This is a genomic window from Streptomyces sp. NBC_01166, assembly GCF_045039765.1.
Lineage (GTDB): Bacteria > Actinomycetota > Actinomycetes > Streptomycetales > Streptomycetaceae > Streptomyces.
The window spans coordinates 220,543-238,050 of sequence record NZ_CP108613.1; the positions used below are offsets into that span (position 1 = coordinate 220,543).

A 17,508-nucleotide genomic window follows, 5' to 3' on the forward strand; every position below is an offset into this window, starting at 1 on the left:
CTCAGTTGCGGGAGTTGGGGGGCCGGTTCGTGAATCCCTCAAGCGATGCCGACACGGCCGCCGCGTCCACTCAAGGGCGCTCCATTCGCACAGCGCCGATCCTTGATCGACTCTGTTGTTCTGCATCAACCGGTGGGCTGCGGAACCCTGTTGCCCCGAAGCCGGTCACTCGCGCAGGCTCGCACAAGGAGGAGAACTGTGATGATTCTGGCCGCTGACGGTCGTGGGAGCTGGATTCCGGAAGGGACCGCCGGGTCCGTCGTCGCGATCCTGATCCTGGTTGGGATCCTTGCCATGTTCGGATACGGGATCTGGAACAAGAAACGGAAGGGATGAGCCCGTGGCGGGATTCCCAGAACGTCTTCGTGACCGGATGACGGGCCAGAAGGCCATCGGGAAATCCGGGCCACAGGGCTGGTGACACACCTACAGGTGGCTTTGTCCACGAGAATGGGTTCTGGTCCAACTACTGTGAATGGTGACGCTAAGTGACGGTCACGCCGTTCCCGTAGGCGCCGCGGGTTGTCATTTCCGAGTGTCATGATCGGGTCCGTGGAGCGCTACACGGCTGATCAGATCCAGGTAGTCACCTTCGAGGAGCACGTGTGGACGCGTCCTGCGATGTATTTCCGGGTCGCCCGGGGCAGTCCTGAGCTTCCGACAGAGATTCTTCAGCAGGTGGTGTGGGACGCGCTGCACCACCGCAACTGCACCCATGGCCAGATCAGCGTGGAGATCGGATCGGACCTGGTATTCAGCGTGGAGGATGACCAGCGCCGTACTGCTGACGAGCGGGGAGCACCCCTCCCTGGATTCTTCGGCTCCCTCCTCGACAAGGAGCGATGGGCGCCTGCGGCGGCTGCGGTCCTCAGCGTCCGTACGGTTGTTGAGGTGCGGCTGGACGGGCGGGGCTTCCGCCAGGAACTGGCCGGGGCTGTGACGGCGGGTGTCTGGGAGGAGTTCGCCACTTCCAAGCTCTCCGGTACGCGGACCACGTTCCACCTGGACCCGTCGTACTGCGGCCCCGACGAGGCCATCGCCTGGTCATTGCTCCCGGAGGAACTGCACGGCCGGGAGTGCGACGCGCATCCCTCCCCGGTCACCTTTCCGGTTCATGACCTGCGAGAAGAGGTCGAGGAATCAGCTGGCAAGTAGGACACGCTTCCTCAAAAGCGCGAAGCCAGCTCGGCCGTACATCTGACGCTCGATCATTTTGATCCGGTTGACGTGCCTTCGACGACGCCGGAGCTCCACGGCAGTGTCAGGCCGGCGGTGACGGCCGCGAGATCGCGTTCGAGGCCGTCTGTGGTCGACGGGCAGAGCGTCCACGGCGGCCCGAGCCGGTGGCCGGCGAACAGCGCCTCGAGGATTTCACGGCGGCGGGCGAACGGCTCGTCCAGCAGCTCCTGGCCATCACTCTGCAGGACGTCGAACACGATGAAATGGGCGGGGAGCTCGGCCGCCAGGGCGCGGGCGTTGCGGCCGGCGGTCGCGCGGCGCTGCAGGGCCGTGAAGCTGAGCTGCCCGCGGTGGTCGAGGACAGGCGGAGGAAGCGCACGTCACCGCGGCCGGTGACTGCACAGCCGCCGGCACCCCACGTGGTGGCCGACCCGAGACGCTGACGGAGATCGAACAGCTCCGGCTCAGGGCCGTCCCGGCCAACTGCCCTGAACTCGACGCCCTGGCCGGCCACGTCCGGTCCTTCGCCCAGATGGTCCCCGAGCGCCAACGGGATCGTGGCTGAGCGGTAGCCGCGATTCGGTGACAGCCCTCAACGGTGCTCGTAGGATGCCTGAATGCCTGAGCCGATACGAATGAGCCGCCGCGCGTGGGTTGCCACCTGGGCGGTGCTGTGCGCGGCCGGCCTCGGCGCCACTGCCGGTCTGAACGCCTCCTCATCACCGGACCCGCAGACCGAAATGCCCGTCAGCGCCGAGTGCGCCGAGCGCATAGCGGATCTCGAGACGCAGTTGGCCAAGACCAAGCAGGAAGGCAACGATGCAGTGCTGGGCTTCTCGCGAGTCCAGGTCGGTGCCGAGAACGACTACCGTGACGAACTCCGTGAGCACTTCCGTGGCGATCGATGAGCCCCTGTATCCGGCTCTCCGCCCTGGCCGGGCCGACTCTCATCGTTGCACAGCGTGATCATCGTTAACAGGGGGTCAGGTGTTTCCCCAGGTAGCTCTAGCGAGCCTGCCCGGGGCAGCAGGAGTCATTTGACCGGCCCTTGATCGTTCTCAGAGCGGCTGTACCCGAGGCCGCAAACGCGAGTCGTCGAGTTGTAGGCCGTGCGGAACTCCGTCGTCGCGGCGATGGCACCGGCGACTGGGTCCGCGGCCGTGCCCACAAGGCCGACGCGACGAAGAACTGGCAGCAGATCACCGCTCACGGGCTGCGTCCGGCGGGGCGCAGGCCATCGCGGAGGCCGGCGGGGATCCGACGAAGCAGGGCAGGTGGACGCCGGACTCGGCGGTCGTGAAGCGGGAGTACCTGGACCGCGCGGAGTACAGAGCAGAGAACCCGTGGCTCAGGGTGCAGGCAAAGCGGCAGGAGAAGCCGATGTGAGCCCAGAGACGACAGTCCGGGCCGCCTTCACCTTCATGGCACACCGGACCATGGATCCGCTCGTGCTCCGTTCCGTTCGCACCCGAAGTGCCGGACGCGGTGCTCGGCCCTGCTGAGCCTCGGACCGGCTCTGCCCACTACGGCATGTCTCGTCCGGTCGTAAACCTCCAGGTGGCGGGCGGATTCCACGGCGATGTCGATGTCCGGGAGCGAGGCGCGTCGTTCGGAGAGGAACCGCTCTTTACCGACCGGCGAGCGCACCGGGGCGCGCTCAACCTGGGGCGATGCGTCGCGGTCGTGTCAGGGATGGCCTGCTTCCTTCTCGGATGCCGGGCCGCAGATAGGCACTCTGAGCCTCGCGGCCACCCGGCGTCACGGCATGCCCGCGCCGTTACGCCCCGGCTGCACACTGCGGACGGGCTACGTCATCAACTCGATGTGCGGATGCTCGGGCTCCGCCGGGCAGACGAACAGGTGCTGCCGGTAGCCGCTGCCTATCTGGACACCGGTCGCGTTGTAGCCGCGGTGGCCGGGGTACGGCCCAGCACCTGGGTGCGGGTGCGGAGACCAGCTGTTCCCGGCGTCGTCCCCTTCCTCGAACGTGGCGACGGTCATCAGGACCTCCATGCCGGTGCCGCACGCGGAGCAGAACTGCGAGCTGGGGTCGGTGGAGTTCCAAGCGGGCCAGCCGCCGACCTTCCAGCCGGGTGCGTTGGACAGCACACAGTCGTAGTACGTGTCCGGGTCCATGTCTTCCTCTGCTGCCTGCGGCACACTCCACTGCTTGAGCTGCTCCCGCAGTTCTTCGCTCAGCTCCAGATGGTCGGGGTACTCGGTGATCTGCTCCGGTTCGAGCACGCACGGTTCCGGTAGATAGCCGTCGAACTGCACTGCGGGCGGCTCGGGGGGCGGGTCGAGAATGTCGGTGACGGCGGCTGCCGAACGCCAGAAGAGCAGGGTCCTGGGCATGATCGGATGATCGAAGGGGCACCACAGAACCTGCAGCAGGTCCTTGCCCTCCGGCGGGCTCAGATCGGGCACATCCCGTACGTACAGCTGCGCGACGGGCAGCATCGCTATGGGGCCGTCGTACGCCTGGACCGCCAGCCTCACCGGATACGTCCGAGGGGGTCGGATCCGCTCGAGAGTCTCCCGTTCCTCCGGAGTCAGGTCCCGGCCGTGCGAGGCTGCGAAGATCCGTCGTTCCAGCCGCAGATCCGCCGGGGACTGGGCTCGATTGATGCCATCCACCACATGCGGTTCCTCGCAGTGCGGCCACGGCTCCTCGGCGGGCCACAGCAGCGGCCCGCCGATCGAACTGTCGTGCCACGTCGGCGCCCCAGGGCGGGGGTGCAGGCGGGTCGCCGTGCGGGCCAGTGGAGCCAGTTGGGGAAAGACGGCGGCAACGTCGATCGGCCGTGGCGGAGTGACAGGAGTGACATTCATGGCCGCAATCTTGCCAATCGCCTCTGACAACGGCCCTCGTGGCCGCCCCACGAAGAATTCCGGCACGGGCGTCACCCGGGAGAGCGCTACCGCCGGTCCGTTGCCGGACGATGGCCCGCTAGCAGGTCAACGATCGCCGGCCGCCGCCGGTCAGGAGATGGTCCATCATGATCTCCATCGGCAGGCCGTGGCCGAACCCCTTGAAGTTGAGCATCGCGGCGATGGTAGGGCACCGTGCCCGGCCGCCGGGCGAGTCCGGCGATCAGCCAGACGAGCCGGGCCTTGGCGTCCCGCCCGTACCAGGGTAGTGACTGCAAAACCCTCAGTAACACGACAGAAGCACACCTGACCTGCGTTAAGTCTTCGCGGAGGGCGGGGCCCGCTCAGCCCAAGGCAGTGTCCTGCGACGATGTCCGGGCTGGACGGTTGGCACGCACGTTGGCAACCGCTCGATCGAAACCCGTCGCTACGGGCTGACGAAAGAAACGGGTGTGGCATGCAAACGCTGGTGGAGGGGACTGTCGCGGAGTCACTGCGCGACAGCGGCGGCGAGGTGATCCGTCTGTACGTCGCGGCCTGCGCCGAGCGCATGGCGCCGCTGTTCATAGGCCTGCGGGCGGGGGTGCCCGGGCGGGAGGCCGACCTGGACTTCTGCGTGCGGTCGGTAGGGGACCTCTGGCATACCGGCCAGCCGCTGGCCGACGCTGCTGAGCGAGTAAGCGTGCTGGAGCGGTTCCCCGAACTTCAGCCGAGCGAGGAGGGGATCACCGACGTCGCTGGCACCTACGCCTTCTTCGGCGCCCTCGTCCTGCGGCACGCCCTGTTGGCCAACAACACCGGAGATGTCCGTGACGCGTTGGCCTGTGGCCACGCGGCGCTCACCGCGATGGGGATGCTGGACCAGAACCTCGCGGGTGCCGGCTTCAGCGCCGAGGAGCAGCGGCTTCAGTCCCGCTCGGCGACCGGCGACGCCGCAGGTCTTTGGGAGGCCAGCGTGACAGCGGGACGGGAGCGGTTCCGTGCCGTGCTGGGTCGTACCGGGAGCGGCGGAGGCTGAGCGCCGTAGTTGGCCGCACGGGCCAAGTAGGCCGCTCAGTCACACCTACTGTGACTGAGCGTGCTATCTGGCCCCGAGCGGGGCAGAAGGCCCGCGGGGTAGCGGGCGGCACGCTGGCAGCTTCCGTGCGGCCTTGCCCCGCTCCTTGACCGGCTGGAAAGCCGATCACCTTCACTCACTGCTACGTCAGGCCGCTGGGCATGCACGGATATCGTTCGCCGATACGTATGTGAACAACACGAGTTCGAGGGTGGGGACCTGCGAAGGCCGGGCCGGCGATGAGCACGGCAGCCGGTAAAGCTCTGGAGCACTCCGAACCGCTGACCGCTGCCAAGCTGAAGGCCGCGCTGCTCACTGCGGACCAGGCCGTCGGTTTCGAGATCACGGGGAGCAGTTCTCGGGACGGGGTTGAACCGGACTCCTCCCCCGACGTCAAGGAGACCGTCTCCCCGGAGGTCTGCCGGCATGTGAGGGAGGCTACCGGGGGTGATGGTGAGGAGGCTGCCGCAGTTCCGTCGATCATGTATCGGGCTGGGACCTCCGTGGCTCCGCTGAGCACCAACCTGATGAGCTATCCGGAAGGGGCTGCACGGGCCCGCATGAAGCAGTTGCGCGAGGCCGTCGGGGCATGCAGCCGGTTCAGCTTCAGCAACACGACCGGAAAGGCATCCGTCACGACCGAGGCGCTGGACGTCCCTGCCCTCGGGGAGAACGCACTGCGCTACCGGACCCTGTTCCGGTTGGGCAACGGAGGCTTCGCCTGGACCCTGGTGACCGCCGTACGGGTCGGAGGCGTCATCGCGACGGTGCACGTCCTCGACACCACCGGGCCGATCCCACCCGAAAAGCTCGCCACGTTCAAGCCGGATCCGGGCCCCGCCGAGGCGGTCATCGCCACTCTCATCGAGAACGTCACCACAGTCCGGAGCACGTGAACTCGACCACGGCCCGCCGCACGCCTCGGCTCGTTGAACGCATCGACGTTCTCGCGATCCGGCTATAGCTACCCCCGGGCACGCTTTTTCGCCGCAAGACACCTTCGCCTCGGCGGACTGGGAACTCTGACCAGCACGCCACCGTCCATGCCCGAAGCAGTGTCCCGCGTGTGCACGTAGTTGGCCAGACAGAACTACGCCACTCAGTCACTGTGACTGAGCTGGATAGGTGGCCCTTGAGCACTCCTGTTGGCCCCTGTGCGCGATGGTTGGCCCTGTAGAGCATCTGAACTGTCCGCCGCCCGGCTGCCAGGGGGCCTCCGCCCCGGTCATGATCAGGTGTCCGAAGGTTCGAGGGTGGGGGTGTGCTGTGAAGGATTGGCGGATGGGTCCGACATTCGCGATGTGTAGGGACATCGTGGACGGGGCGGACCTGGCCTTGTTCGCGAGTGGCCCTTTCGATGTCCGGGCGGTGGTGGCCAGCATCCTGCCCGGGCTCCGAGGCGACTTGCCCCTCGACGCCGTTCCGTGGGGCAACTTTCCCCACGGCATCGAGGCCCGAGAAGCTGTTGCCGCCCTACGCGCCGACGGCGAACCGGGCATGGATGCGACCGGTGTGCTGTGGGGCCTGTGCGCCAACGACAGTCGGGCAGCCGCCGCTCTCGCCGTGCCTTTCCTGATCCCGCTCGCCACCGACCCCCATCACCCCCACCGAGCTGCCGCCCTCGGCGCCCTTCCTGGCCCAGCCCGAGCCCGGTACTTCGGCGTCGCCTCCCGCGAGGGATTCCTCCTTCACCGCACGGACTCCGCACGTCGGGCGCCCTACGGAGATGACGACTACGGCTACGAAGTGACCGGCTACCCGGCGGGCTGGTCGGTCGCCGCCGCCCGAAGCGCGATCACCGCGAACACGCCCGCACTTCTGCCCCTCCTTGACGACCCCGACCCGGCCATCCGTGTCGACGCCGCCTACGGCCTGGCGGCGGTCGCAGACTTCGACCACATCGTCCGGACCGCTCTGATCGGCGGGTGCTAGGCGGAGCGTGACCCTATGGTCCGTGCCGCCTTCGCCCTGGCCACTGCCGAGATCACCCGCGCCCACCCGCACCCGCCGACCGTCGCGTGGCTGCGCGAACGCTGGCACGCCCATGCGGAGGCCCCAGAAGTCCGCCTCGCTGCGGCGATCGGATGGCTCTGCCTAACCGACAGCCCCGCCCCAGACGAACTCCGCCGGACCGTCGACACCCTCGCCGACGACGCACACGCACACGCCATGGAGACCCTGCCCTGGATGAGAGCCGCCTCCGGAACCAACGAACCCGGACTCCTGCGCTGCAAGCGCTGCATGCTCCACCCAGACGAACCCGATCCGGAAACGATCTTCTGGGACTCCCTGTTCTGAGCATCGGGCTGCGATGTGCGCATTGGAGTTGTCCAGCGGGGCCAAATACGGTGCACGGTGACACAGTCGACGTTAATCGAACGTATGCACTGTTCAGGCCGAGAGGGGAGACAGCCCCGGCTACGCCGCGCAACAGCACGAAGAGGTGGCCAGGCTCCGCAAGGAGTTGCTCGACCTCAGCCTCACGGTGACTACCCACCCGTTCTGGGCGACAGTGGACAAGGGCGAGGTCGTCCAGGCCCGCATGGTGCTCAAGCACGCCCATGAGGCAGTGGGTGTGGACGGGCGTCAGCAGGAGAAGGAGCGTTCACCGGGCTCAGAGCCCGACATCACGGACCTCCGCCCACGGGAAACGGTTGCCGCGCTCATCGCCACCACCAAGGCGACCACCCGATAACCGGTCGCTCCCCTACCCGCCTAAACCGCGTTCGCCCTCGCCCGGCATCGCCGCGCTGGCCCTACAGCAGGTGCACGACGGCACCACCGGTGACGGCCCGGAGCCCACCCCCGGCACCTACTTCGCTCCCCCGGCCTCGGCCTCCAGCCGCCGGGCTACCTGATCGATCAGCCGACGCCGGCACAACCGACCCGCATCAACCAGTAGAGAGAGCTCCCCATGCCACACCGGCTGTTACGCACCCCTGAGCAGCGGCTCGCCGCCCCGAAGCGAGGCCTCGGCCTACCGGTCGTCGTGGCAATCTGCGGCTCCACCCGCTTCATGGAGCAGATGGCCGAACCTGACCTGCGGGAGACCACTGCCAAACGGATCGTGGTCAAGCCGGGCTGCGACCTGAAGAAGCCGCACCTGCTGTGGGCGGACCCTGACCTGGCCGAGCGCCTCAAGAACGAGCTGGACCAGCTGCACCGGGCGAAGCTCCGCCTGGCTGATGAGGTCCTGGTTGTGAATGCGCGCCCGAGTTCCCCCGCACGAGACCAACCCCGCCCTGAAGCTGCTGATCGCCCTCGTCGGCATCCATGCGCTCTACCCGCACCAGGCCCGAGCGCTGCCCCTGACCGCCATCGACTTCACCCGCGGCCGGCTCACGCTCGGCTACATCGATCACCCCCTCGACGCCTTCACCCAGCAGGCCGCCGTCGACTACATCCACCTACGGCACCAGCGCCGGCCACATACCCGCAACCCTCACGTGTTCATCAGCTCGCAGACCGCGCACACCCGGGCCCCGGCCACAACCGGCTGGATGCAGCCTCTGCTGCGCGGCCTCCCGGTCACCGCCCAGCAACTTCGCGAGAACCGAATCCTCGAAGAGGCCGCCGTCACCGGCGCTGACCCGCAACACCTGTGCGCGGTGTTCAACATCACTCCGGAGACCGGACTCCGCTACACCCGCTTCTTCCACCCCGACCCCACGGACAGCGACGACGTATCCGGCTGCAACATGGAGACATCGTGACCGACCACCACGCTCACCTGCTCGCCGCCATCGTCGAGCTCGGAAGTGAGCTGGAGCTCCCAGCTACCCGTAACGGGCGCTTCAGGGGCGCGGTCATCCCGGAAGGCCGCGCGGTCAGCGACGCCGGCCGCCGCCGATGCGGCGGTCGTCCGCCAGTGCGGTAAGCGGGCCGAACTCGCGGGCAAGCTGGTTCCACGTCAGAACCTCGCCACAGCGGGCCGGGAACTCCTTCGGGTTGAACTCGGGCATGGTCCAGGTGCCAGTGCCCCGGTCCCGCAGCCACAGGTCCCCGTCACCGTCGACCACAGTCGGCGGGACCGGTACGGGCTCGGCCTGATCGGTGGGCTCCCAGGTGACCCGGCCCGGGTGGGAAACGCGGCGCAGCTCGGTGGTGGCCAGCCGCGCCACCAAGTCGCGGGTGGACTCTTCGGCGTCCTTGACCGACGCGAGTCGGAATGCGTCGTCAAGTACGGGCAGTGCTGGATTCTTGCTGCGCTTTGAACTCATACGCTGACTACCTCCGGTGGGGGGCGTCACATCCGTTATGGCACCCCGTAGAGGAACACGGTATCCGAGGCGGGAGCCGGGCGGGCTACGACCACTGTCCAGGTGGAGGCGCTGGCACACCGGGCGGTGGGGCTAGGTGGTGAGCTGGTCCTGGACGATGCGCAACCCGTGGTGGTAGCGCTCAGATATGGCGGTCCGGGTTCGAGAAGGTGAGGCCGCCGGGGGGCGAGCGGACGTCGGGCCGGGGCGGGTGCGGGCTCGGGCTCGCCGCGCGGCTGACGGAAGTCGGCGCCCTGCTCGACCGGCATCAGTCGGCGCCCACCCGCTTGGGCGGGTACGGGAGCGTCGGAAGCGGGCTCGGAGAAGGCGGGCAGCGAGAGCGGTCGACCCATCCATGCTCCATAGGGAGCGGTGACCCGTACGAAGAGGTCGCGCGCGCATACGGTTTCGCGCTTGCCCACCGTCCCGTCGGCCGCGCCCGCAGGGCTCGCCGCCGTCAGGACCACAGCAGTGGCCAGAGTCAAGGCTGCGAGCTTGCTCGTCCAAGTCATCTCTCGTCCGTTCCGTCGTGACTGCGTGCGGCTCACCAGGATCCATAGCCGCCGAGGCATTCCTGCCTGACGAAGCCCCAGTCGTTCGGGCCGAAGTCGAAGGTGGCAGCCCAGCCGTTGTAGACGGGATGGGCGCCGCGGGTGTGCCCGACCTTGTCGCCGCGCGACAGGATCCGTTTGAGTCCGGCCGGGCCGGATGAGCTGTCACAGTTCGCGTAGAAACTCGCGCTGTCGCAGACAATGACTGCGTGTTCAGGCACGGCGCTTGGTCGGCCACGGGACGGTAGACGGCCGAGGCCGACGGGCGTTGTCGCCGAGCGATCACACCGTCAGGCGGCCGATGTCCTGAGGGTCGAGACCGGTCAACTGGGCGATGCGCGGAGCTGGAACGCCCGCCGTCAGGGCCCGATGGACAAGGGCTTCCCAGTCCTGAGTCGTGTCCCGGAACTCCAGCAGTTCGCGCTCCACGTCCGTAACGGCCTGGGGCGCACACTCCTGCTGCACCCGCAGCGCTTCCTCCTCACTCAGTGGAACAGGCAGGCGCTCCGCGTTCTCTGGGATGAACACCTGGGCTTCGGCCGGAAGGATCCTGACCTGCTCCGAAAAGGCCGAGACTCCGTGAGCCTGCAGCCATCCCAGAACGGCTGGTGTGTCCGCACACTCCAGGAAACCGACGGCAGCCAGGGCCGCCCCCCGCCGAGGGTGGCGGTCAGGAAGAAGGAACAGGTATGCGTCATCGGACATCGCGCGGATTCGCCTTCTCGATCGGATCTCAGCGGGCGGACTGATGCTAGCGCCCTTGCTGGCTCCGCCTGCGTTACATCCCCACCCGACGAACCACGGTGGGCTGGTCGCGGCTTCTCATGGATCGCTTGGCGGCGTAGCAGGCCGGGCCACAGCGCCACCCTTTCGGATGAGCATGCTCAAGGCGGTCGGGCTGACAGTTCGGGGCCGTGGAAGAGGTTGCGCTCCGGCTGAAGGAGTTGTTGTTCCCGTCGGTCGCGGACATCGCGGTGCTGTCGGTGGACGTCAACATCGAGATAGTGCGTGTTGCTGCGCAATGCATCGCGGACGGTGCCGTGTGCCCGGTCTGTGAGGTCTGGTCGAACCAGATTCATGGTTCCTACCTGTGGTTTCCCGCTGATGTGCGCGGTGGAAGAAGCGTTGTTCTCCAGTTGAGGGCCCTTCGGTTCGCCTGCGGGACCCGGGGCTGCGCTCGCCGTACTCTCGTCGAGCAGATCCCCGGCCTGACACGCCGGCACGGTCAGCGGGCTGAGAGGCTGCGCTCCACCCTGGCCACGGTCGGTCTGGCCCTCGCGGGCCGGGCCGGGGCCCGCATCGCGCGTGTTCTCGGGGGGTCCGTCAGCCGCAGTACCGCGCTCCGGCTGGTCGACGCTCTGCTCAATCCCGAGGTGGCCGCACCGCGTGTGGTCGGTGTCGACGAGTACGCCACCCGCAAGGGCCGACACTACGGAACCGTCCTCGTCGACATCGAAACCCGCCGCCCCATCGACCTGCTGCCGGACCGGGAGGCATCCAGCCTCGCGGCCTGGCTCACCGAGGGGCCAGGCATTGAGGTCATCTGCCGGGACCGGGCACCGTTCTTCGCCGAAGGCGCCATCGCCGGCGCACCGCAGGCCGTGCAGGTCGCCGACCGGTGGCACCTGCGGCACAACCTGAGCGAAGCCGCCGAACGGACCGCCACCCAGCACCGCAGCTGCCTCCGCGCCCTTGTCCCGGCCGCCCACGGACCCGAGCCGGAGCCCGCTCCGGACGAGGAGCCGCCCGGTTCCCCTGGCCGACCGGGCACCGGTTCGCCGACCACACCCGGGCCCGGCACGCTGCCGTCCACGCGCTGCTGCAGGCCGGGCACAGCCGCCGCTCGATCCAACGTCAGCTCGCCATGACCTGACGGGCAGTCAAGCAGTGCGCCGACGCTGCGGTCCAGGAGGAACTGTTCACCGGCCAGTGGCACAACCGGCCCTCGGCCCTCGATGACTACAAGCCCTACCTGGACGACCGGTGGAACGAGGGATTCACCAACGCCTGGAAGCTATGGGAGGAGATCGTGCCGCTCGGCTACCAGGGCAGCTACCAGCGCGTCCGTGCCCGCGCCGACGTCTGGAGCTATGCCGACACCCGCACCGCCGCCGGCCCCCACCGCGCCAAACACCCCAGCAGAAACCCCCATCCTGACGGCACGCGCAGGACCACGCCCCAAGCTAACCGCCGGCCCCACGAAGGCCTGCTCCCCCCGCTGATGCCGAGACAGGTTCTCACCCCCAACCAGATGTGAGCTCAGGAAGCGCTGTGACCTGCGACCTTCCTGAACGATGCGGGAAAGATCCGTGTCCGGGCGGAAACCGAAGGCGCAGCGGCCCCTCATCCCGTCCGGCGGCCTCGCCACAACCCCGATGCGGGGGATAACCTCAGCGGCACGCCGTATGACCCGCGGGGTTGAGCGGTCATCGTCCGAGCGGTCCACGCCACAACGAGGGGGTTCGATGCGCTGGCGATCACTCAATGGCGAACGACGGACGGTCACCGCCGCCATCCGACTCGGCGACGATGCGGTCGCTCGCGGCCAGTGGGCCCTTGCCCTGCGCCACTACGGGAAGGCCAACCACCATGCGGTCAGGGTCGCCCAGGCGGGAGAAAGCGACCAGGACCAAACGGTATTGGGCTCCGTCTACTACAACCTGGCTGAGCTCCGCGTGAAGACCGGCGAAGTCTCGATGGCCTGGCTGTGCGCGCTCCAGGCCTGCCAGGTGTACGGCCGGCTGGACCCCACGAACGCTCGTCCCACCGCCGTGCACTCCTGCCTCACGGACCCGAGCCAATTCACATTCCCGAGCCCGCCCCTGGCCGAGGAACGGATTGCCCTGAACGCCGACGCCCGATCCCGCTACGTCCTGCTCAGTGCAGGCTTAGTGCGGGAGTTCGGGTCTCAGGCCCTAGGGGTGGACGTTGGTGGCGGTGCACTCGACGGGATCACCGATGTCCGCGAAGTGGTCGAACGGATCGGTGAATCAGCCGTGCGCACCTACCAGGAACTGGTGCGTCACGACACCGTCTACACCGAGGTCGACGTCACCCGCACCCGAGAGCGCGTTACCAAGGCACGCAGCATCATCGACGCCTGATGATGTCCGCCAGTACCCGGTTGTGCGCCGTACATGACATATCAGCCCGTGTTTGCGCAGCTCAGGCTTGGAACGGGCTGGCCTGAGGAGCCGCGCTCCTCGCGTGACGCCCCGTCGCACTGGTGCGGTTGGGGCGTCAGGGGGTGGGGATGTGCTGGGTGAGGAAGAGGGCGGTGCGGCGTTCCCACCACCCCGCCCCGAACGTTCGGAAGGAATAAACCATGCCTCGTGTTGGATGGTCAGTGGAACAGCGAGCGGCTGGGAAGCGGTATGCGCAGTTCGCCACGTTCTTCGCCGTCGTCGGCGTGCTGTTCTCGGCGTTTTTGATCATTTCGGGAAACGCTGGAGGATGGGCTCTACTAGCGATCATCGCTTGTATTTGCCTCGTCGGTTACTTCTTTGTCCAGAGAGGCAAGGGCGGGCAACCCTGAGCTCGATCTCCCACAAATGGGCCGCCGACGGAGTCGGCGGCCCATTTGGTTGTCCATGACCGTAATTGGACAGGCGGGGAGGCCGGCCCCGCAGGACCTTGGCTTCTGCGTCCGGCGGCGCTCCGGAGGCGGGCGGGGATCGGCAGTACGCACGAGCCGGGCAGGATGCTGACCAGGGCAGCCGTAGTGGCCGAAGACACGAGCCCCCGCTTCCCCCGAACGAGCGAGGTCTCCGGTCAGCTGTGTCCATCAGGGTTGGTCGGTCGCCGACTCCCCCAGCGGTGGGCGCGCCCTGTCCCGTCGCAGTGGAAACGCCAGCCGCCCTCTGGAGTGCTGGGGGCGCCGATGGTGGTCACTCCCAGCGTGGCCTGAGTCTTCGGTGAGCTCGGCGCCGTCAGCCTTGCTCCGCTCGTTCGCATCGGCTTCCTCCGGCATGTCGGTGGGCGGCGGGCTCAACGCGGGCGCGTGCGGGCGCTCAAAGGTCCGACAAAAGCCAGTGCTGTTCTCGCCTCACAGCGCTCCTCCCCCACCCGCGTACAGGTATTCGGGCGTCCAGAGCGCGACGCGCGGCGTGACGCCTTCGAGTCGTCCTGGGCGGGCGGTGCGTGACCCAGGCGGGTGCATGGTCGTTGCTCCCAAGCCCGCCCCTCCGCCGCCCCGGGCCGGGGACGGGGACTACTCGGGAGCTTGGTTCATATCGGGTCAATACTGGCATACCCCTGGGGGAAATAGATGGTGAATGAGAAGACGAGCAACGCTGCTTGGCCGGCAAGCGTGCTGGTGACGGGTGCGACCAGCGGGATCGGGCTGGCCACAGCGCTGCTCCTGGCCAGCCAGGGCCGGCACGCGATCGGGACGGCCCGCTCCCGGGCCAAGGCCGACGCGCTGGTCTGTACCGCCCGGTCCCATGGACTGGCGCTGGACGCGGTGGTCATGGACCTCACCGACCCGGCGTCCTGCCGGGAGGCCGTCGAGAGAGCGGCCGCCCTCACCGACGGTGGCCCCCACGCGCTGGTGGCCAATGCCGGCATCCCGCTGACGGGGGCGATCACCGACCCATCGGACGACCGGATCCGTGAGGTGCTGGAGGTCAACGTCGTAGGAACGCTGCGGATGTGCACGTTGGTGCTGCCCGCGATGGTCAGGCGGGGACGGGGGCGGATCGTGACCGTCTCTTCTGCCTCTGCGCGGATCCCGGCGCCGATGAACGGCTGGTACACGGCCAGCAAGCACGCGCTCAGCGCGGCTACGCACAGCTTGCGCATGGAAACCCGCCGGTACGGCGTGCAGGTGGTCCTCGTCGAGCCGGGCACCGTCGCGACCCCATTCTGGGACCGGGCCCAGAGGGACCTGTCCACCCTCACCGCAGCCCGATCCGACGCCGGTGTCCACGACCGTACCGCGAGCCTCTTCTCCCGCATCCAGGGGTCGGCCGGCGGGCCGCAGCCGGTGGCCCGCACCATCGCCAGGGCTCTCGGCGTTCCGCGCCCGCGGCGCAGGTATACCGTCGGCGTCGACGCCCACGTGGGTGCCGCCCTGCAATGCGTGGCGCCTCTATGGCTCAGCGACCAAATCAAGACCCGCCTGTTCGCCCTCCACACCCCCGCCGGGGCCCATTCGCCCGATGCAGCTCGCACCGACGAGCCTGCCCGGCTCGATCTCACCGGCGAGTCTGCTGGGTGAGACGGAGCCCCCGCCGGCGAGGAGCCAAGAACGCTGTGGAGGCTGTTCGCCATGGGCAGCGCCGATCCTCATGGTCCCGTGTAAGTGATTGGCCCGAGGGGCGGGACGGTCCCTGATGCGGCGCCTGTTACGGCGGGGCGCACGTACGACGTGCGAGGGGTGGGGTCATGATGCCCACGGCGCGCAGCGCCGGACGTTGTGACAGAGGGCTTCGAGTACGTCCGTACGGGTCACCTGGGTGGGCAGAAGGCGCCTCAGGTGTGTGGGCATGTCCGGGTGGTCAGGCGGCAGGAAGCCGAGTTGGGCTACGCGGGCCATGCCGTGCGTGCGAGGCTGCGGCGCGGTGGGATCGGCCAGCAGCGGTCCTCGGGCCGGGCGGCCCGCTTCCTTGAGGAAGTCGATGCAGGCTCGCTCCAGGTCTGCTGCGGTCAGCCGGGCGGGGCCGGCGGTGACCCAATGGAGGCCGGGGGCCGTGGCGTCGCCGCGGATCTGGGCTTCGGTCAGTGCGGTGACGTAGTCGACGAGGGTCTCCATCGGCAGGATGTCGGTCCAGTGATCGGGCTGGACGGGCAGACCACCGGGACGTGCCTGCAGCAGGGCGGTGAAAAGGGCGTGCGGGAACTGGTGTCGAGGTGCGGTGGGGGCGCTGCGGGCGGCGAACAGGAGGGCTGTGCGCACGATGGCGACGGGTTGGCTGCAGTGCGTGGCCAGTTCCTCGGCTCGCCGCTTGGACTGGCCGTACGCCCGCATGGAGCGGGCGGCGAGGTCGTCCCCGGGGACCTCGAAGGCGGCGGAGGCGGAGGAGAGCAGCACCACGGGAACGCGGGCGTGTTCTGCGAGCTCCAGGATCCGGCGGGTGCCGTCGGCGTTGACGTTGTCGAAGGCGGTGTGGTCGCGCGGGGCAAAGTCGGTAAGACCTCCGCAGTGCACGATGGCATCGATGCCGGCGGCCAGTTCGCGGCGCTGGCTGGTGCTCAAGCCCAGGCCATCGGCGGTCAGGTCGGCCTGCACGAAAGTGGTGGCGCCTTCGGGCCGGCGGCGATGGACGAGGGCAGTGACATGGTGGCGGACGGCCAGTGCTGGGAGTAGGTTCGCCCCGATCACGCCGGTCGAGCCGGTGAGGAGGACGGTGGGACGGGCTGCAGTCATGGAGGCCTCGGGGCTGTTGAGTGGGGACGGGACTGCACTGTGAGGGGCGCCCGCAGCTGGGGTGTCGAGGGCCGAGTCGGTGACTTCGGCCGGTTCACGTGCCGCCAGAGGGAGAAGGTATGCGCTGACGCCGGCAGCGGGCGGCGGAAGAAGCGATGGCGCGGCTTACGGATTTGGTGAACCGGTCATCGCCGTCCGTCCGCCGCGTACATCCCGGCGCCCGGTGACAGCGCGGCCGAAAACTCCACCGGGTGGCAGTAGGCGAGGCCATCGAGGGACTCCCCGATCGCGAAGCGGGTCAGCAGGTCGGCGGCTTGGTCCGGAAGCTCCAGATGCATCGCATGGTCGGCGTCATACACCAGCGTGAAGCGGGCGTCGGGACAGGTCGAAGCGACCTCGCGGCACAGGTCCGGCGGCGTGAAGAGGTCGTGCTCGCCTGTGGCCACGAGGACGGGCGCGGTGATCGGCGGCTGTAGCGACGGCGCTTGTTGCAGCACTCGCAGGGTGTTGTTCCGGTACTTCTGCCCGTCCGCATCATCGATGTCGCGAAAGAGGGAATACAGGATGCGGCGCACCGCCGACCGGCGGGCTACTCGCGCGCCCGGCCCGGAACGAAGGACGATGCCGGCGCTCAATTCCGCGAATTCCTCCATCCGCTCGCCCTCCAACAGGCTTACGGTGCGCCGCAGATCCTCCCGGACCCCATCGGGGACCCGCAGGAGCGGTCCCGCCAGGGTGACGCTGAGCACCGCCTGGGGATACGTCTGGGCATAGCGGTAGGCGATGCCAGAACCGTACGAAGCGCCGAGCACGTGCACCCGCCGGTGCCCGGCCGCCCCCAGCAGGTCGTGCAGGGCGGCCGCGAGGAAGTCCACGTCGTACGAGGCAGGCAGCGTGTCCGCTTCACCCCACCCGGGCAGGTCCACGGTGAACACGTGAAACCTTTCGGCCAGCACCGCTTCGAATCGGCCCCATGCTGTCTTGCGCTGGAGTGCCCCGCCGATCAGCACGACCGTCTCGGCCACGGGGTCGCCGTGCCATAGCGTGCGCCCTTCGGACTTGAATCCGCCGTAGCCGGACACCACGAACTCTTCGAAGGCCAAAACGTTCCCCTGCTCTTGCGGGGCCGGCCGGGACCGACCGTGCCATCCTCGCTGCCAGTGCAACGATTTCGGGGGCGTGGCGTCACGCGGATGGCGTAGACAGACGCCCCACCGCGAATGG

17 protein-coding genes and 3 pseudogenes are annotated in these 17,508 nt (G+C 68.3%); 12 read left to right on the forward strand and 8 right to left on the reverse strand.

The annotated features are described in order from the left end of the window. Nucleotides 1-552 precede the first annotated feature (552 nt). The gene (locus OG379_RS01100) at nt 553-1,155 is read left to right on the forward strand and encodes a hypothetical protein (protein WP_405658283.1); all 603 of its coding nucleotides are present in this window, start codon (nt 553-555) and stop codon (nt 1,153-1,155) included. Here the strand turns inward: OG379_RS01100 and OG379_RS01105 are convergent. Both OG379_RS01105 and OG379_RS01110 read right to left on the reverse strand, forming a co-directional pair. Beyond that, nucleotides 1,141-1,301, reverse strand: a pseudogene (locus tag OG379_RS01105) (ISL3 family transposase); the annotation flags it as partial. The gene OG379_RS01100 and the pseudogene OG379_RS01105 sit on opposite strands and share 15 nt — an antisense overlap. A 63-nt stretch (nt 1,302-1,364) precedes the next feature. Further along, nucleotides 1,365-1,517, reverse strand: a pseudogene (locus OG379_RS01110) (ATP-dependent DNA ligase); the annotation flags it as partial. A gap of 279 nt (nt 1,518-1,796) precedes the next feature. Here OG379_RS01110 and OG379_RS01115 point away from each other — a divergent pair. After that, nucleotides 1,797-2,087 (forward strand): hypothetical protein, encoded by a 291-nt coding sequence (locus OG379_RS01115; RefSeq protein WP_405658285.1) that lies wholly within the window; start codon nt 1,797-1,799, stop codon nt 2,085-2,087. Between the two features lie 898 nt (nt 2,088-2,985). On the opposite strand, the gene OG379_RS01120 is transcribed toward OG379_RS01115, so the two are convergent. Next, on the reverse strand, nt 2,986-4,011 hold the full coding sequence (locus OG379_RS01120) for a hypothetical protein (RefSeq protein WP_405658287.1): 1,026 nt from the start codon (nt 4,009-4,011) through the stop codon (nt 2,986-2,988). 496 nt (nt 4,012-4,507) lie between these two features. Here OG379_RS01120 and OG379_RS01125 point away from each other — a divergent pair, with 496 nt between their 5' ends. The 7 genes and pseudogenes from OG379_RS01125 to OG379_RS01155 all read left to right on the forward strand — a co-directional run bounded on the left by OG379_RS01125 (nt 4,508) and on the right by OG379_RS01155 (nt 8,820). Next, nucleotides 4,508-5,068 carry a hypothetical protein gene (locus OG379_RS01125; protein WP_405658289.1) on the forward strand — a complete coding sequence of 187 codons (561 nt, stop codon included), beginning with the start codon at nt 4,508-4,510 and terminating at the stop codon, nt 5,066-5,068. A gap of 278 nt (nt 5,069-5,346) precedes the next feature. After that, on the forward strand, nt 5,347-6,003 hold the full coding sequence (locus tag OG379_RS01130) for a hypothetical protein (RefSeq protein WP_405658291.1): 657 nt from the start codon (nt 5,347-5,349) through the stop codon (nt 6,001-6,003). Between the two features lie 385 nt (nt 6,004-6,388). Further along, a complete protein-coding gene (locus OG379_RS01135; RefSeq protein WP_405658293.1) occupies nt 6,389-7,039 on the forward strand; it encodes a hypothetical protein in 651 nt (216 codons plus the stop codon). Nucleotides 7,040-7,054: 15 nt separating this feature from the next. Further along, a complete protein-coding gene (locus OG379_RS01140; RefSeq protein ID WP_405658295.1) occupies nt 7,055-7,405 on the forward strand; it encodes a hypothetical protein in 351 nt (116 codons plus the stop codon). Nucleotides 7,406-7,550: 145 nt separating this feature from the next. Further along, nucleotides 7,551-7,802, forward strand: a complete 252-nt coding sequence (locus OG379_RS01145; protein WP_405658297.1) for a hypothetical protein — start codon at nt 7,551-7,553, stop codon at nt 7,800-7,802. 219 nt (nt 7,803-8,021) lie between these two features. Continuing rightward, nucleotides 8,022-8,309: pseudogene (locus OG379_RS01150) on the forward strand (hypothetical protein); the annotation flags it as partial. A gap of 1 nt (nt 8,310) precedes the next feature. Further along, on the forward strand, nt 8,311-8,820 hold the full coding sequence (locus tag OG379_RS01155) for a hypothetical protein (protein WP_405668833.1): 510 nt from the start codon (nt 8,311-8,313) through the stop codon (nt 8,818-8,820). Nucleotides 8,821-8,934: 114 nt separating this feature from the next. On the opposite strand, the gene OG379_RS01160 is transcribed toward OG379_RS01155, so the two are convergent. The 3 genes from OG379_RS01160 to OG379_RS01170 all read right to left on the reverse strand — a co-directional run bounded on the left by OG379_RS01160 (nt 8,935) and on the right by OG379_RS01170 (nt 10,622). Beyond that, on the reverse strand, nt 8,935-9,327 hold the full coding sequence (locus OG379_RS01160; protein ID WP_405658299.1) for a hypothetical protein: 393 nt from the start codon (nt 9,325-9,327) through the stop codon (nt 8,935-8,937). A gap of 583 nt (nt 9,328-9,910) precedes the next feature. Continuing rightward, entirely contained in the window at nt 9,911-10,138 is a 228-nt protein-coding gene (locus OG379_RS01165; protein ID WP_405658301.1) for a hypothetical protein, read from the reverse strand. A 61-nt stretch (nt 10,139-10,199) separates the two neighbouring features. Next, nucleotides 10,200-10,622: a DUF6003 family protein gene (locus OG379_RS01170; protein WP_405658303.1), complete on the reverse strand. Its 423-nt coding sequence runs from the start codon at nt 10,620-10,622 to the stop codon at nt 10,200-10,202. Nucleotides 10,623-10,831: 209 nt separating this feature from the next. Between OG379_RS01170 and OG379_RS01175 the strand changes: the two genes are divergently transcribed. The 3 genes from OG379_RS01175 (at nt 10,832) to OG379_RS01185 (ending at nt 15,135) form a co-directional block, all read left to right on the forward strand. Then, a complete protein-coding gene (locus OG379_RS01175; protein ID WP_405658306.1) occupies nt 10,832-11,785 on the forward strand; it encodes an ISL3 family transposase in 954 nt (317 codons plus the stop codon). A gap of 597 nt (nt 11,786-12,382) precedes the next feature. After that, a complete protein-coding gene (locus OG379_RS01180) occupies nt 12,383-13,021 on the forward strand; it encodes a hypothetical protein (protein ID WP_405658308.1) in 639 nt (212 codons plus the stop codon). A 1,166-nt stretch (nt 13,022-14,187) separates the two neighbouring features. Beyond that, entirely contained in the window at nt 14,188-15,135 is a 948-nt protein-coding gene (locus tag OG379_RS01185; RefSeq protein ID WP_405658310.1) for an SDR family NAD(P)-dependent oxidoreductase, read from the forward strand. Between the two features lie 165 nt (nt 15,136-15,300). Here OG379_RS01185 and OG379_RS01190 read toward each other — a convergent pair whose 3' ends face one another. Continuing rightward, entirely contained in the window at nt 15,301-16,284 is a 984-nt protein-coding gene (locus OG379_RS01190; protein WP_405658312.1) for an SDR family oxidoreductase, read from the reverse strand. A gap of 185 nt (nt 16,285-16,469) precedes the next feature. Beyond that, nucleotides 16,470-17,387 (reverse strand): alpha/beta fold hydrolase, encoded by a 918-nt coding sequence (locus OG379_RS01195; protein WP_405658314.1) that lies wholly within the window; start codon nt 17,385-17,387, stop codon nt 16,470-16,472. Between the last annotated feature and the right edge of the window lie 121 nt (nt 17,388-17,508).